Raw genomic sequence first — 15,576 nt, forward strand, 5'->3', positions numbered from 1 at the left:
CCCCTGGCGCGGTATGAACCGCCGCCTCATAGTGCAGTTTGATCCTGACGAGCCCAGCATGTCTGCGCCCACCTTCGCGGAACCTGACCAGGGTCCGCTAGCGGGCGGCCGGAAGGTGAATGCTAGGCATGATCTAACCCTCGGTCTCTGGCGTCGCGACTGCGAAATTTCGCGAGGGTTTCCGAGAAGGTGATTGCGCTTCGCAGATCTCCAGGCGCGTGGGTGCGGACGTAGTCAGCGCCATTGCCGATCGCGTGAAGTTCCGCCGCAAGGCTCGCTGGACCCAGATCCTTTACAGGAAGGCCAACGGTGGCGCCCAAGAAGGATTTCCGCGACACCGAGACCAATAGCGGAAGCCCCAACGCCGACTTCAGCTTTTGAAGGTTCGACAGCACGTGCAGCGATGTTTCCGGTGCGGGGCTCAAGAAAAATCCCATCCCCGGATCGAGGATGAGCCGGTCGGCAGCGACCCCGCTCCGTCGCAAGGCGGAAACCCGCGCCTCGAAGAACCGCACAATCTCGTCGAGCGCGTCTTCGGGTCGAAGGTGACCGGTGCGGGTGGCGATGCCATCCCGCTGCGCTGAGTGCATAACCACCAGCCTGCAGTCCGCCTCAGCAATATCGGGATAGAGCGCAGGGTCAGGAAATCCTTGGATATCGTTCAGGTAGCCCACGCCGCGCTTGAGCGCATAGCGCTGGGTTTCCGGTTGGAAGCTGTCGATTGAAACACGGTGCATCTGATCGGACAGGGCGTCTAAGAGCGGCGCAATACGTCTGATCTCATCGGCCGGCGATACAGGCCTCGCGTCCGGATGGCTGGCGGCCGGTCCGACATCCACGACGTCTGATCCGACTCGCAGCATTTCGATCGCCGCGGTGACAGCGCCGGCGGGGTCTAGCCGCCGGCTCTCATCGAAGAAGGAGTCCTCGGTGAGATTCAGAATGCCGAACACCGTCACCATGGCGTCGGCCTCCGCAGCGACTTCCACGATGGGGATCGGGCGAGCAAAAAGGCAGCAATTATGAGCCCCATACCTACAAAGCCCCACGCATCAAGCTTTTGCCCATGAAGCAACCAGGCAATGGCTGTAATTATGACGACGCCGAGTCCCGACCAGACTGCATAAGCAACACCGACAGGGATGGATTTCAGAACCAGAGAAAGAAAATAAAATGCGATGCCATAACCGATTATGACAACGGCGGAAGGGGCAAGCTTAGTAAAGCCCTCGCTAGATTTTAATGCGGATGTTGCGATTACTTCGCCAACTATTGCGATAACAAGAAAAAGCCAGCCTTTCATGATATATCTCCCAATTTGTGTAGGGCTTATTATGCACGCTTAAAAATAATAAAAGCAGACTTGACCTGATAGTTTGGCTGTGAGCAATTATGTGCTTAGTGCATCTAACGCCGGAGTTAAGCCGCCGCGCGTAGCGCGGTCGGCTTGAACGAATTGTTAGACATCATTTACCAACTGACTTGATGATCTCGCCTTTCACAAAGCGAATAAATTCTTCCAAGTGATCTGCGCGTGAGGCCAAGTGATCTTCTTTTTGTCCCAGATAAGCTTGCTTAGCTTCAAGTAAGACGGGCTGATACTGGGCAGGTAGGCGTTTTATTGCCCAGTCGGCAGCGACATCCTTCGGCGCGATTTTGCCGGTTATTGCGCTGTACCAAATGCGGGACAACGTAAGCACTACATTTCGCTCATCGCCGGCCCAGTCGGGCTGCGAGTTCCATAGCTTCAAGGTTTCCCTCAGCGCCTCGAATAGATCCTGTTCAGGAACCGGGTCAAAGAATTCCTCCGCTGCCGGACCTACCAAGGCAACGCTATGTTCTCTTGCTTTTGTAAGCAGGATAGCTAGATCAATGTCGATCATGGCTGGCTCGAAGATACCCGCAAGAATGTCATTGCGCTGCCATTCTCCAAATTGCAGCTCGCGCTTAGCCGGATAACGCCACGGGATGATGTCGTCATGCACGACAAGGGTGACTTCTATAGCGCGGAGCGTCTCGCTCTCGCCAGGGAAAGCCGAAGCCTCCATAAGGTCATTGAGCAATGCTCGCCGCGTCGTTTCATCAAGCTTTACGGCCACAGTAACCAACAAATCAATATCGCTGTATGGCTTCAGGCCGCCATCCACTGCGGAGCCGTACAAATGCACGGCCAGCAACGTTGATTCCAGATGGCGCTCAATGACGCTTAGCACCTCTGATAGTTGGTTCGAAATTTCGATGGTCACCGCTACCCTCATGATGTCTAACGCCTGAGCTCAGCCGACCGAAACCGCGTAGCGGTTTTGGGTCGGCTGCAGCGATTTGTTGGGCGATAGCTTGCCACATTCTCTCAACGATTGGGATTTGACGTACTTTCCGCACTTTGTAGCGCGACCACATCATGCTCCCCCTGGCCGCGAGAGCCCTCCGCTCGGGAAACACAAGACAGACCGAGCACGACTGTTGCAAGGGTCAAACAGTACACGACAACCGGCCAAGCCGTGTTGCGCGGCAACAGCGAAATGATCAACGTTCCGATGCTTCCTAGCAGTACACCGCCCAAGCAGAAGTAGACTGCCGTGACCGTTCCAGCAACATGGTCGAATCCTCGAAGAGCGCCATTGGGCGCCACAGATACCGCTGTGGCGACACCAATACCCACTAGCCACATTGGAGAAATAAAGCCTAACACGGACTGCGAAGCCCATATTTCGGTGATGGCAAGCAATACTGCTCCAGCTATCAGGCATCCCATTCCCATTCGCAAGACGCTTGGGCTGCCCCACTTGGGTATTACACGCCCCATAAAACGAGCTGTAAACACCATGGCAATTGCCACTGTGGCGAACAGCAGGCTGAAGCCAAGCTGAGACACACCTTGCCTGCCCATCATTAGTCCGGGCGCAATGGAGAAAAAGACGAAGAAGCTACCCATTCCAGCGGCGTAACACAACGTGTACAACCAGAAGTTCAGGCACTTAACGGGGAGTAGCAGCTGCGACCATTGCAAGCCCGCAACTCGTTGCACCCGGGTTTCAGGCCAGAATCGCCACGCTGCTGCAGATGCAGCGATCATGCCCAAACCTAGAAACGCAAAGATAGCCCGCCACCCAAGCCACATGTCGACGAGCGCTCCGAGCAATGGGCCTACCGCCGGGACCATGGCCAGCATGGATCCGAGTATGCCGTAAATGACATTACTTTCCTCGCGACCTGCGTAAATGTCACGTACTGTTGCAAACGTGGAAACAAGGCACGCCGAGGCACCACAAGCCTGAAGAATCCGAAGCCCCAGAAAGACTTCAGCCGATGACGTAAGAGCGAGGCCCATTGACGCCACAACGTAGGCGAGGCCACCTCCCAGTAGAACGGGGCGGCGCCCCAGTCGGTCCGATAGCGGTCCAAACAAGAGCTGACCGGCACCAATCATGACCAAGTACGTTGTCAGCGTAAGCTGAATTGTGCTCGCTGTCGTACCAAGCGCGTTTGGCATAAACGGCACTGCCGGCAAGTACATGTCCATGCCGAGTGATGCCAATAAATCGAACGGTGATAACAACAACACCGTGGCGGCAAGGGAGTACCGCCAACTAAAATTTTTTGAGCTCACGAAACCATCTCCTTGAACAAAGGATTTGGCGGCGCTCCCGTAGAGCAAAAGGATTCTTGAGAACGCCGCAACAACCGAAAAATGAAGGTTGCTGCGGCTTACTTGTCTGCGTTCTTGGAAATGCTCATCTGCCGACTATCTCATGATTGAATTTGAATCGTAACAACTTTCAAGCAACTCTGCGAGGAGCCTTATTGTGCGCCCAACTTTGTTTTAGGGCGACTGCCCTGCTGCGTAACATCGTTGCTGCTCCATAACATCAAACATCGACCCACGGCGTAACGCGCTTGCTGCTTGGATGCCCGAGGCATAGACTGTACAAAAAAACAGTCATAACAAGCCATGAAAACCGCCACTGCGCCGTTACCACCGCTGCGTTCGGTCAAGGTTCTGGACCAGTTGCGTGAGCGCATACGCTACTTGCATTACAGTTTACGAACCGAACAGGCTTATGTCCACTGGGTTCGTGCCTTCATCCGTTTCCACGGTGTGCGTCACCCGGCAACCTTGGGCAGCAGCGAAGTCGAGGCATTTCTGTCCTGGCTGGCGAACGAGCGCAAGGTTTCGGTCTCCACGCATCGTCAGGCATTGGCGGCCTTGCTGTTCTTCTACGGCAAGGTGCTGTGCACGGATCTGCCCTGGCTTCAGGAGATCGGAAGACCTCGGCCGTCGCGGCGCTTGCCGGTGGTGCTGACCCCGGATGAAGTGGTTCGCATCCTCGGTTTTCTGGAAGGCGAGCATCGTTTGTTCGCCCAGCTTCTGTATGGAACGGGCATGCGGATCAGTGAGGGTTTGCAACTGCGGGTCAAGGATCTGGATTTCGATCACGGCACGATCATCGTGCGGGAGGGCAAGGGCTCCAAGGATCGGGCCTTGATGTTACCCGAGAGCTTGGCACCCAGCCTGCGCGAGCAGCTGTCGCGTGCACGGGCATGGTGGCTGAAGGACCAGGCCGAGGGCCGCAGCGGCGTTGCGCTTCCCGACGCCCTTGAGCGGAAGTATCCGCGCGCCGGGCATTCCTGGCCGTGGTTCTGGGTTTTTGCGCAGCACACGCATTCGACCGATCCACGGAGCGGTGTCGTGCGTCGCCATCACATGTATGACCAGACCTTTCAGCGCGCCTTCAAACGTGCCGTAGAACAAGCAGGCATCACGAAGCCCGCCACACCGCACACCCTCCGCCACTCGTTCGCGACGGCCTTGCTCCGCAGCGGTTACGACATTCGAACCGTGCAGGATCTGCTCGGCCATTCCGACGTCTCTACGACGATGATTTACACGCATGTGCTGAAAGTTGGCGGTGCCGGAGTGCGCTCACCGCTTGATGCGCTGCCGCCCCTCACTAGTGAGAGGTAGGGCAGCGCAAGTCAATCCTGGCGGATTCACTACCCCTGCGCGAAGGCCATCGGTGCCGCATCGAACGGCCGGTTGCGGAAAGTCCTCCCTGCGTCCGCTGATGGCCGGCAGCAGCCCGTCGTTGCCTGATGGATCCAACCCCTCCGCTGCTATAGTGCAGTCGGCTTCTGACGTTCAGTGCAGCCGTCTTCTGAAAACGACACATTTCGCATGGATTCTCGGTGTGCAATCTGTTAAAATACTCGTATATTTTTCTATGTAAATTAACTGTACATGAATCAACGTATTGGCTATGCCCGCGTTTCAACGGATGATCAAAACCTGCACCTCCAAAGGGATGCTTTGGAGAAAGCGGGCTGCCAGGTCATCTATGAAAATAAAACCAGTGGGAAGAACACTGAAAGGCCGGAGCTTGAGGCTTGCCTGAAAGCTCTGCGTTCAGGCGACACGTTGGTGGTTTGGAGGCTGGATCGTCTGGGACGAAGCTTGGGTGATTTGGTCAAACTCGTGACGACCCTGGAAGAACAGAAAATCGGATTTGAGAGTCTTCAAGAAAAGATCGAAACGACAAGTGCCTCTGGCAAGCTGGTTTTTCACGTATTTGCTGCACTTGCCGAATTTGAGAGAAATCTAATCAGCGAGAGAACACGAGCTGGATTGAAGGCCGCGCGGGCACGTGGCCGACTTGGTGGACGTAAACCAAAGCTGAAACAGAAAGACATTCGAGAGATTAAAGCTCTACTCAAGGATCCAAATATACCCGTCTCTGATATTGCCAAGCGATTTGGAGTCTCTAGAACAACTATTTACAACAGGGTCGGGGTAGTTAAACCTGACCGCGAGGGTACGAAGGCATGAATGCGTATCACTTTCAGGATATTTTAAGCGAATCGGAAGAGCCCCTTGTCAGGTATGATGCTTGTAAAAGCATGGCACGGGGGTATGCTAGCTCCATCTCCGATGATGAGTATCGTCTGGCTGTAGCTCGATCATATTGCGCCGTTCTGGTGACTTCGTATTGGAATGAGGTTAATTCGCGCCACGGCTCTAAGCTTAAAATTTTTCCAGTTCCCCGTGATACATTTCTCGCTGATGTTGCGTCAGATGCTGAAGACGTTGCAAAAAGCACAGGGCGAGTAATCGCTCAGTTTCCCGATATTGATGCGGGATTTTTGATTGGCTCAATCTACACAGCGATGTTACCAGTGGCTTTCCGCTCAAAGCTGGGAGCTTACTATACGCCGCCTCCTTTAGTTTCCCGTCTACTTGATTTATCCGAAGATGCTGGGGTTGATTTCAGCAAAGCGTCCATAATAGATCCAGCCTGTGGTGGTGGAGCATTCTTAGCACCTGTAGCAACACGAATGCTTGAAAAATCGAAAAGCACATCAGCAGAATGGAAGATTCGGCAGATAGGTAAGCGATTGAAGGGGGTGGAGATAGACCCCTTTGCCGCCTGGATGACGCATGTTCTTCTTGAATCGGTGCTCATTGATTTGTGCATTAAGGCCCGGAAGAGGTTACCAAAAGACGTAATAACTGTTGGTGACGCACTTGCATATGAGTCATCGACAAAATTTGATTTGGTGATTGGCAATCCCCCATATGGGAAAGTTACGCTTGATACAGGTTTAAGAGATAAATACGCACGTTCATTGTTCGGTCACGCCAATCTTTATGGCTTGTTTACTGACCTTGCATTGAGAACCGCTAAGGAAGATGGAGTCATCGCCTACCTCACGCCAACATCATTTCTGGGCGGTCAGTATTTCAAGGCGCTACGAGAATTGTTACTTACTGAAGCGGCACCACGAGCTTTCGACTTCATTTCTAACCGAGAAGGGGTGTTTGATGATGTGCTCCAGGAAACATTACTGACGACCTTTAAGAAGGGAGCGCGACGTGGCCCCTCTAAAGTATCACTTCTCGTCCCGCAAGGGCTTAATGAAGCTAAAGTAGAGCACATTGGTAAAGTGGGTATTGTTAAGGGCGATGGGCCTTGGCTAATTCCCAGGGTATCAAAAGACGCAGCTTTACTTAACCGTATTAAGAAGATGCAAACACGGCTTCCTGACCTTGGATATGTTGTATCCACTGGAAAGTTGGTTTGGAATCGGCATAAAACTCAGCTTAAATCAGAAAAGACGAAAAATTCGTTACCGTTGATATGGGCCGAGTCAGTTACAGCTCAAGGCTTTAAATTCTCAGCAGTGAAACGGAATCATGTCCCCTATATCGAGGTGAAGAACAACCAACAACACCTTATTACACGGGAGTCATGTGTTTTAGTCCAGAGAACTACATCAAAAGAACAGAGTCGTCGGATTTTGGGCGCAGTCATCCCCCAAGACTTTATCGACCGAAACAACGGCGTTGTAGTTGAGAATCATTTGAATATTGTTTACTCCGACGGTCTGATCAGAGAAGTGACTGTCGAAACGATTAACGCTCTCCTCAACTCAGAGGTCTTCGACCGCATATATCGCTGTATAAGCGGCAGTGTTGCAGTCTCTGCCTATGAGCTGATGTCGGTTCCTCTACCCACGATTGAAGGCTTGACAAAGCTGCAGAAGATCATTTTGGCCGGTTCTGATAGACTCACGATTGAGAAATGTGTAGCCAAACTGTATGGAGAGAACAAAGTTGAGCTGGCCGAAAGTACCAAAACTGGAGGTAATCGCTGAGCGATTGCCACAGATCTTCCCAGATGGGACAGAAAATCGTAACTACGTTACCCGCGAAATGGCGGCCCGCACGCTTTATGTAATGTTCTATGCAGGAGCGATTGACGGACAGGAGCGCTGGATTCGTCCGAGCCAAGTTACTGACATGTCGGATGAGCAGGCAGTGCTGCTGTCGGACGAGGAGCGCAACGCTTGGGTCGAACAGGCTCTCTCCAGCAAGAAGGAACGGCCAGCTAACACTTGGTACGCTCCGAACTCGCGAGAGCCCGTCAGGGATGAGACTATACGGTATGGGTTCATCGCTTTGGGGGCGGTTTTGGAGAGAGCTGGTTTGCCAGTCACTACGCCACTACCAAAATATGCGATGACTCAAAAATTTGCGGCTCTTTTTGATGAGAGCTTAGTCGGCCAGCAGTTGGAGGATGCGATTCTTGCCTGGCAGAAAGCACACCTCAATCCGGCGGCACTCAGCCGGATAAGATTGTTAGGAGCGAACGCGGCTGCGGCCAACTCAGATACCATCACAGCTACGTTACCCAACTCCGGTGTGGTAACCCTTGAGTCAGGGCCTTCTGGTGTGATTGGAAAGTGTGTTATCGAGGATTTTGCGCCTAAGTTCCTCAAGAATCCTGCTGTATTGTGGTTATCACAATCCGGTGAAAAAGTTGGAATTGATCTCGCCAGTAGGTTGAAACTGAAGATCGACCCATCAAAGACACTACCGGATGTCATATTGGTTGATTTGGGAACCAAGACAGATGGCAGCGATATGCTTTTCGTATTCATTGAGATCGTAGCCTCTGATGGCCCAGTAAATTCTGTCCGTAAAAAGAAATTAACTGAGATTGCGGTGGAAGCGGGATTTAGCCGTGAGCATTTAGCCTTTGTTACTGCCTTCCAGGATCGCTCCGCACCAGCATTCAAGAAAGCTATGTCGGAGTTGGCGTGGGGTACATATGCTTGGTTTTGTTCAGAGCCTACTAACATTATTGAACTCAAGGATGGTGAATCTCACACATTATCGGAATTCTCTTTAACATGAACAAATCTTACTTTGATTTTGGGGATATATGATTGATTTAACAGTAACAATGTATACAGCCCTTGGTTTTATAGGATTTGTATTAACTCTGTGTGGTGTTCTTTATGTTAATGCTGATCGGTTGGAACATTGGGTTACTCGTATTTTTCATCGCAGTAATCATAATAGCTAGCAGCTACTATATGGTTACTGATTAATGAAAAAGGCCCTACTTCTCGGTGCTGGGTTTTCGTACGACTTGGGCATGCCTATTGCGTCCGAGTTGACGGAAATATTCTTGAGCGTTTTTTCAAATAAACATGCGAACAAACGCTTTGTAGAGAATTTAGCGCTTAAAGTCCCCTATGGGGAAGACAGGCCTATCAACAAAAAAGCTCTTTCTCTGGCTGTAGATATGGTTGTCGAGTACCGAGGGGAAAATTATGAAGAGTTACTTTCAACTATTCAAAATTACTCTAAACGCCATGATATAACTCAGTCTGATAGAGATACGTTTAACTATATATTCCAAGTCTTCTATACAGTAATCCACGAAATCCTAAATCTTTATCAGCTTACCTCATACCCCAAAGTTTATCTGAAAAATGCTCCATGTTTTAAATCTCTAAGGGCTCTTTTATCGGATTCTGAAACTTGGGTTTTTACCCTTAATCATGACATGTATTTCGAGTGTCTGGCACTGGATTATAAGATTCCTATTACATATGGAGATGAACACAACATTTCATTTCCTCTAGATAATAAAGATACTGAAAAGACAGTTAAACTCACATATTCCATCAGAGAAAAATTATATGAATCGAGCGGTTTTTTCCAAGATGAGTTTGGCGTAAACCTTGTAAAACTACATGGTGGGTTGTCTGAGCTTGAGTATCGTGATGGATCTATGCTTTGTAACCAATCACTATCGTTGTCGAACGGCTCACCAGAGTTAATGCACGATTTTATTCAAGTTCAGAGTATGGCGCATTATATTGGCGGTCAAAAAGTGCATTCCGGCAGAGATAGAGTGATAACTAATGCCGACGGGGAGTTGGATATTATTTGTCAATCTATGCTGACTGGCGGTAGTAAATACAGTTTAACTACAAATGAAAAATCAGGAGAAGAAAAGCTTGGACTTTTAAGTCGTAAGCTGAATGAAGTGGATGAACTTACTATTATCGGATATGGCTTCGGTGATAAGCATGTCAATTACCGGTTGTCCAATGCCATGGTTCTCAACGAACGTCTGAAAATTATTATCGTTGACGCTGTAGCTAAACCAATCCCCGAAATTCTCGAACAATTTAACTACGACTCTCGAATCATTCGATCTACTTGCGGAGCTGCCCCGTGGATGGGGTATTTAGAGAAGCACCAAAAGTGGGACAGTGAACAGATGAAAATTCTCGAAGGCAATGCGCGCCTTCGAGAGGAGGTAAAGGATCTTGTAAAAATGAAATTCGCCGCTAAAGCCTAAGTAGGCACTTTCTCACCAGGCAGTTAATCAAGTTATTCTCCGCAATTCCCATCAAAAATTGCTCCCTCAAGTAAGTTCTTCTAGTCAAATTCCTCCTCCTGCATCATCGTCAATCGTAAAGCTGCTTTTAGAGACCCGTTTTAGGGTTTTAAGCGATGAAATTGTTACTTTCCCAAGGGCGAGTCTCAAAAAGCGACTTTGTGAGGCCCAATTCCGACTTCAGTATCAGAAAGTCCAGGCATTTCGAGAGATGGGTCTCACAACAGCCTTTTACGAGACCTTCTTTTGGGGCTTGACCGATCCAAAAAACCTATTAATATTAATGACGTAAATGGTAGCTGGCCGAAAACAGCAGTTTATGTAAACAAGGCGCTTGCCTTTATCTAACCAACCCTCTGGGGGACTGTCCCCCATGGGCATTCCTCCGTCTGTAACCCTTCGGAGGAACCCCTGATGAACTTCATCCCCATTCGTGAACCCCTGACGCTAGATCGTCATCGTTGCCGCTGCTTGCAGTTGGCAAATGCCCCTCCTCGCTACTGTTCTCTTGAATTTGTGGCGTACCTGGCACTCGATCATGAGCAGCCAAATTCCAGAGGATCACCTCTGCCTCAACCATGTGAGCCTGGCGTATGCCGAGCTTGCACCATGCCCCTCCCCGTCTCTGTCGCCAACGGCGAAAACAGAGACGGGGTAGCAAACCCCGCCGAAAGCCTTGTGCCTCAATGGCTCAAGGCTTTCGCCCCGCGCACGAATGTGCGCGAACACCGCCGCGCAAGGCGGCGAGCGCTACGCGCTAACTTTCCAAGAAAAGCGACTTCACCAGCCGGAGCTGCTGGCAGTTTGTTCCAACGGAACAGACCAGCCAGTGGCGAGAGCAGCCCGCTCCATAGCAGTGTTGATCGTATGTAAATGACCGTGGGTGTTCGGTTTATCCACCCTTTGCCAGGGCAAGAACCCTGATTTGGCCTCAGCACGCGAAGCTGATTAAAAAAATCGCGTTTATCACTTACCAATGATTTTCGGGCAGGCCAGAACCAGAACAAGAAGGAATAGCACTATGCGCTCAGAACGATCCAATCCGGATGCCAGAAACTATGGCCTTAAGAGCCGTGATATGACGCGGGCGGGTCTCAACGCGCTCAAAGAGGGGATGAGAAGCTTTGCTTCAATTGCAACGATCCATGACCGTTGGAGCGTTTTTTCATCCTGGATCAAGACAGAACAGGGCATAAAGGACATGCGGGACATCGAGAAGGCCCATCTGGTGGCCTACGCGACCCATCTGAACGATAGGTTTGAGCGTGGCGAGATTTCTCCTTCTACGGCCCAAAACTACCTGTCGGCAGTAAACCGGGTGATGGAGATTGCTCGTGGCGACCGACAGGTCAGAGTAGCGCCTGTCGCTGAGGGCGGGCTTCCCAAGCGTTCAGGGATCGCATCGAGCGACCGGAGCGTTTCGGAAGCGGCCCACCAGACAGTTATAGGGGCTGTCTCAGAACGGCTGGGAGCGCTGCTGGAGGTGCAGCGCAACTTTGGCCTGCGATTCGAGGAGTCGGCCAAGCTTGATGCGACTCGGGCGCTGAAACAGGCAGAGAAAGAAGGGGTTGTTGCCATCAAGGACGGAACCAAAGGTGGTCGCCAGCGTATGGTGCCGATTACCTCTAATTCTCAGATAACCGCTCTTCAGAGAGCTGCGGCCATCCAGGATGGCCGCAGTATGATCCCAGGCAACCAGACATACAGAGAGTTTCGACAAGAGGCATATCGGGAGATTGGGCGTCACCCCGTGAATTTCCATGGTGAACGTCACCACTATGCCCAGGAGCGCTACAGGGTCCTTATGGGGGCCGATAGCCCTATCCGCGCTGGTGTGGCCCACGGTCGGGCTCATCATGAATACCTGTCCAAGGAACTGGGGATCTCGGTCGCCCAGGCCAAGACACTGGATCAGGAGATTCGTGCTGAGATAGCGCGGGAGCTGGGACACGGTCGTATTGACGTAACAAACTCATATTTGGGGTAAGCGATGGAAAAATGGGTAAGAGAGCGAGCACATGTGTATGTTCGCCATGGTGGCAAGACAGCCAGACGGGCGATGGTGAAACGGCTGATTGCTGCACTGTCAGATATTGCGGCCCATGAGCAAGGCGTAAGCCAGCCTAATCAGGTGGGTAGAGCACATATCCACCGGTACTATGCGCGGCAGAGCCATCTGAGCAGTACAACCCTACGGGATCATTTCTATGCCTTCAGACTTCTATGGGAGCTGTTAGGCAGACCAGGCGAACCTCCCAGGCCCAAGTAGACAAAAAACCTCTTTGCGCCCAAAAAGGGAAAAAGTAGCTTCGTGCCTCACGGCCATTGTCCGATAACCTATCTTCAATTTCCGGAACCGCCGGAAATAGAGAGGTAGCTGGCCTCCTCAAACAAACAGCAAGTTTAACCATCATCCCAGTACAGGGGTATCCCTGTACTGGGAGACCCCTCAAAACTATTTGAGGTGCAAGATGAAAAAACTCGAAGTCAACGGCTTGGTGCTTCCTTTGAATGATTCCCATGTGTATCAACGCAGAGGGATTGTCATGGCTCACTGTGAGTCAAAAGGAAATCTCCACTTCACGGTCCTTCGGTGCCTTGATGGCCGATTTACGAAAAGCTATTTCGGTTTGGCCCGATGTGACAACGAGGATGACTTCATCGAAATAATGAAGTCGGGCGACAAGTTTGAGCCAGTTTCAGATTGGTTCTCGCGTTCCCGATAAATCATTTAAACCCGTAACCGGGGCTTCCCGGTCACGGATAAGCCCCTTTCAATTAACCATTGTTTGGAGCTTTATATGTACTTTTCCACATTCGTTTTGGTCATGATTGTCACGGTTGGTGTTATTGCGTTTGGTGCCTCACTGGTAGCCCGCGCTCTTAACGTCATCGTTCGATCAATGTTCAAAGCGCGGCCCGTACGGGTCGTCAGTCAAACCGCGTCGCCAATAACTGGGGACGTTATTGAACCGGAGCAATCAGAACAGAATCCTCCTGTCGGATTCATCACTGGCCGCATCATTGATGGTGAGGTCATTCGACCTGCGCTCCACTGCAACAAATCACTTGCCGGTCCTCGGTAAGTATTAAACCACCCAGCCGGGTACTAAGCCCGGTAGGGCGAAGTCCCGGCTTTTCATTTTTGGAGAATAGACATGCTGGGACAAACTCAAAATCAATCAGGGAATCACCAGTTCGATGTGTGCGGACGTGTGTACTACACCGACGTCTGTTACGACAACGCAGAAGGTGAGTTAATCGCTGAAACCGTTAACGCAACGTCGCATGACGAAGCCGAATCAGTGTTCCGGTCCAATCTGTTGGAACACGCCCGTAAGTTCGACCTCGTCGTGGACCGGATTGAGATTACCTTTACGCTCGATCTTGCCTACGCGAAGTCGCACTACGATGCGGTGCATTAATGAAGCCCCTGGGGATGCCCTTGGGGGCTTCCCTCCTTCCTATAGGAGGTCCTTATGGATAACACAGTATCCGTCCTGACTGAGCTGTCCGATGCGCAGGCCTTGGCTTTAGCGCAGCTTGTAAAGCGAGTTGGTTGGCAAGAAGTGAGGATTAATGCTGTTGACGATGACGAGGCGTATTTGATGAGAGAGGCTTTATCTGCGTTGCAGAAGGGTCTTGCTGAATCGGGATATGCACCACGGTAAACACTCTATGAAACGGTCGAAATTGCTCTTATTGGGCAATTTCGGCTTCTTTATAGAGCCACTTAGATTGGTATTATTTAACAACCTATCGTAAGGAGAAAGTAATTATGATTTCAGAGATATTTTATCGCAATGGTGGAGTAGACCCTTTTCCAATACCGGAAAGTGAAGACTTTATCCACGTTCATGGTAAAGACCCAGTTGCCCTTTACAGTCCATTTTGTTCTAGTGAGGCGTCTGGGTACTACTATTGGAAATCAAAAGATCGGGCGTTCCGTGTGGAGCTATGTATTGACAGAACACGAGTGTTCGAAATTGATGTCTACGATCAGAGGCCGCCTGCTTCAGAACTTGAGCCGAGCGTAGATACCGATCTCACTTCAATGACGTATTACCAAGCGATCAAGATTTATGATGATCCCGAGCGGTATATTGTTATTGAAGATGAAGGTTGTAGTTAAACACCAACAAAGGGCCAGCTTGTCTGGCCCTTTGCTATTTCTGAGGAGGGGCGTTTACGGAATTGTCTTCACGCTCCCGTTCTTTTGTAGATTGTTGATCCAAAGTGGCGAGAATTTCCGATGCCTTTCGTTTGGCCTCGGCCACAACTTCGGGCTTCTCCTGCTCTAGGAGCTGATCTAGTGTTCTTGCCATGACTGCAAACCTCGCTTTCTTGCTATCGGATGCCTTCAGAAACTTTCACATGTGAAAGTTTCTGAAGGTCATCGTTCCAATCAGTCGCTTTGTGTGTTGGGCGAATTCTTACCATCATTACTAACCGGCTCCACAAAGTACAAGGGTTTCCCCTTGTTTACGACCATGGGAGGAGTGTCATCGGTTTGAGGGGTAAACATGTAGGCCCAATCGGGCAGATTCTCGCTGATTGCGCCGATGATGGACACTCTGTCCACGGTCACCCCTGCCGGGAAATTCAGTTTCACAGATGAGGCCTTCACGCCGTCAGTTTTGAACGACCAGGCCTGACTACCTCCCAGGAACGCAGGTTCAAAGCCTTGACTTGGCTCTATGATCTGAGAGGAGACATAGCATGTCTTTGAGTAGTGATCGACGGAATCTGGTGCTGGGCATCCCTTATCCTGGTCGATAATAGTTATCTGACTGAACAGAAAAGCGCTTCCGCCCCCAAACACTGCTTTTTGGTCGTAGTTCTCTAGCGTGGCTTCATACGTATAGTCAAGGCTACCGAGAGCCTTTTTCATTGCGGAGGTAGTCACTTCTGACATCTTCGCACGGGCCTGCACGGCATCTGTCGCCATGCTGGAAGGCATCCAGCCGAACAATGAGTCTTTCGCAAAGTTCGACGTTGGCTCCAGGGCTGCAAACAAAAGGCTGGCTCCCAGTGCTTCTCCCCCGCTCCAATTTGCTCCTCGATCCCACATGAGGATGTCGGCATTGGAGGCGACCTTGTAAAGCTCGTTTTCTGAAAGGTGCTTTCTCTCCGTATCCCGCGCTTCAGTGATACCCCCGGCTTGAGCGAGGTTGTACGCACGGGATTTAGCCGGCTCATAGGTTGCGGGGTCGGATGACCCGGTGGTTGCACAACCTGCCAGTGACAGAACTACAGCAGCAGAAGCTGCAATCTCGATGTATCGTTTCATGGGTTTATCCTCCGTTATCTTTAAAAAGTGTCTCACGACTTTAAGAAAACGCAACCCAATAACATTGGTTAATCCATAAAAAACAATGGCTTG

The 15,576-nt window shown here is 50.9% G+C and carries 16 protein-coding genes; 10 read left to right on the top strand and 6 right to left on the bottom strand.

The features are described from left to right. Positions 1–122: 122 nt before the first annotated feature. The 4 genes from sul1 to CWI84_RS02490 all read right to left on the bottom strand — a co-directional run bounded on the left by sul1 (position 123) and on the right by CWI84_RS02490 (position 3,610). Complete coding sequence (gene sul1, locus CWI84_RS02470) at positions 123–962, bottom strand: sulfonamide-resistant dihydropteroate synthase Sul1 (protein ID WP_000259031.1); 840 nt, start codon at positions 960–962, stop codon at positions 123–125. Then, complete coding sequence (locus CWI84_RS02475) at positions 956–1,303, bottom strand: quaternary ammonium compound efflux SMR transporter QacE delta 1 (protein WP_000679427.1); 348 nt, start codon at positions 1,301–1,303, stop codon at positions 956–958. The genes sul1 and CWI84_RS02475 overlap by 7 nt, the downstream gene beginning before the upstream one ends. A gap of 163 nt (positions 1,304–1,466) precedes the next feature. Continuing rightward, positions 1,467–2,258, bottom strand: a complete 792-nt coding sequence (locus tag CWI84_RS02480) for an ANT(3'')-Ia family aminoglycoside nucleotidyltransferase AadA2 (protein WP_001261740.1) — start codon at positions 2,256–2,258, stop codon at positions 1,467–1,469. Positions 2,259–2,350: 92 nt separating this feature from the next. Beyond that, positions 2,351–3,610, bottom strand: a complete 1,260-nt coding sequence (locus CWI84_RS02490) for a CmlA family chloramphenicol efflux MFS transporter (RefSeq protein ID WP_126841002.1) — start codon at positions 3,608–3,610, stop codon at positions 2,351–2,353. A gap of 342 nt (positions 3,611–3,952) precedes the next feature. Here CWI84_RS02490 and intI1 point away from each other — a divergent pair, with 342 nt between their 5' ends. From intI1 to CWI84_RS02520, 5 genes are all read left to right on the top strand, one after another. Then, positions 3,953–4,966: a class 1 integron integrase IntI1 gene (intI1, locus tag CWI84_RS02495; RefSeq protein WP_000845048.1), complete on the top strand. Its 1,014-nt coding sequence runs from the start codon at positions 3,953–3,955 to the stop codon at positions 4,964–4,966. Between the two features lie 273 nt (positions 4,967–5,239). Continuing rightward, on the top strand, positions 5,240–5,824 hold the full coding sequence (locus CWI84_RS02505) for a recombinase family protein (protein ID WP_126841004.1): 585 nt from the start codon (positions 5,240–5,242) through the stop codon (positions 5,822–5,824). Then, positions 5,821–7,650 (top strand): HsdM family class I SAM-dependent methyltransferase, encoded by a 1,830-nt coding sequence (locus CWI84_RS02510; protein ID WP_126841005.1) that lies wholly within the window; start codon positions 5,821–5,823, stop codon positions 7,648–7,650. Before CWI84_RS02505 ends, CWI84_RS02510 begins: the two co-directional genes overlap by 4 nt. Continuing rightward, a complete protein-coding gene (locus CWI84_RS02515) occupies positions 7,610–8,692 on the top strand; it encodes a BsuBI/PstI family type II restriction endonuclease (RefSeq protein WP_241968710.1) in 1,083 nt (360 codons plus the stop codon). The genes CWI84_RS02510 and CWI84_RS02515 overlap by 41 nt, the downstream gene beginning before the upstream one ends. A 196-nt stretch (positions 8,693–8,888) precedes the next feature. Then, complete coding sequence (locus CWI84_RS02520; protein WP_126841007.1) at positions 8,889–10,154, top strand: hypothetical protein; 1,266 nt, start codon at positions 8,889–8,891, stop codon at positions 10,152–10,154. 460 nt (positions 10,155–10,614) lie between these two features. Here CWI84_RS02520 and CWI84_RS11715 read toward each other — a convergent pair whose 3' ends face one another. Next, positions 10,615–10,773, bottom strand: coding sequence for a hypothetical protein (locus CWI84_RS11715; protein ID WP_157980984.1), 159 nt, complete (start codon positions 10,771–10,773; stop codon positions 10,615–10,617). Between the two features lie 441 nt (positions 10,774–11,214). On the opposite strand from CWI84_RS11715, the gene CWI84_RS02525 reads away from it, so the two are divergent. The 5 genes from CWI84_RS02525 to CWI84_RS02550 all read left to right on the top strand — a co-directional run bounded on the left by CWI84_RS02525 (position 11,215) and on the right by CWI84_RS02550 (position 14,325). Continuing rightward, positions 11,215–12,180 (top strand): integrase domain-containing protein, encoded by a 966-nt coding sequence (locus CWI84_RS02525; protein ID WP_198674476.1) that lies wholly within the window; start codon positions 11,215–11,217, stop codon positions 12,178–12,180. 814 nt (positions 12,181–12,994) lie between these two features. Beyond that, positions 12,995–13,279, top strand: coding sequence for a hypothetical protein (locus CWI84_RS02535; protein ID WP_126841008.1), 285 nt, complete (start codon positions 12,995–12,997; stop codon positions 13,277–13,279). Between the two features lie 117 nt (positions 13,280–13,396). Beyond that, positions 13,397–13,618, top strand: a complete 222-nt coding sequence (locus CWI84_RS02540; RefSeq protein ID WP_241968711.1) for a hypothetical protein — start codon at positions 13,397–13,399, stop codon at positions 13,616–13,618. 54 nt (positions 13,619–13,672) lie between these two features. Then, positions 13,673–13,864 carry a DUF7706 family protein gene (locus CWI84_RS02545; protein WP_076723594.1) on the top strand — a complete coding sequence of 64 codons (192 nt, stop codon included), beginning with the start codon at positions 13,673–13,675 and terminating at the stop codon, positions 13,862–13,864. Between the two features lie 107 nt (positions 13,865–13,971). Further along, entirely contained in the window at positions 13,972–14,325 is a 354-nt protein-coding gene (locus CWI84_RS02550; RefSeq protein ID WP_126841010.1) for a hypothetical protein, read from the top strand. A 273-nt stretch (positions 14,326–14,598) separates the two neighbouring features. Here CWI84_RS02550 and CWI84_RS02555 read toward each other — a convergent pair whose 3' ends face one another. Next, positions 14,599–15,483 (bottom strand): hypothetical protein, encoded by an 885-nt coding sequence (locus CWI84_RS02555; protein WP_126841011.1) that lies wholly within the window; start codon positions 15,481–15,483, stop codon positions 14,599–14,601. Between the last annotated feature and the right edge of the window lie 93 nt (positions 15,484–15,576).

The organism is Idiomarina tyrosinivorans (assembly GCF_003987475.1).
Lineage (GTDB): Bacteria > Pseudomonadota > Gammaproteobacteria > Enterobacterales > Alteromonadaceae > Idiomarina > Idiomarina tyrosinivorans.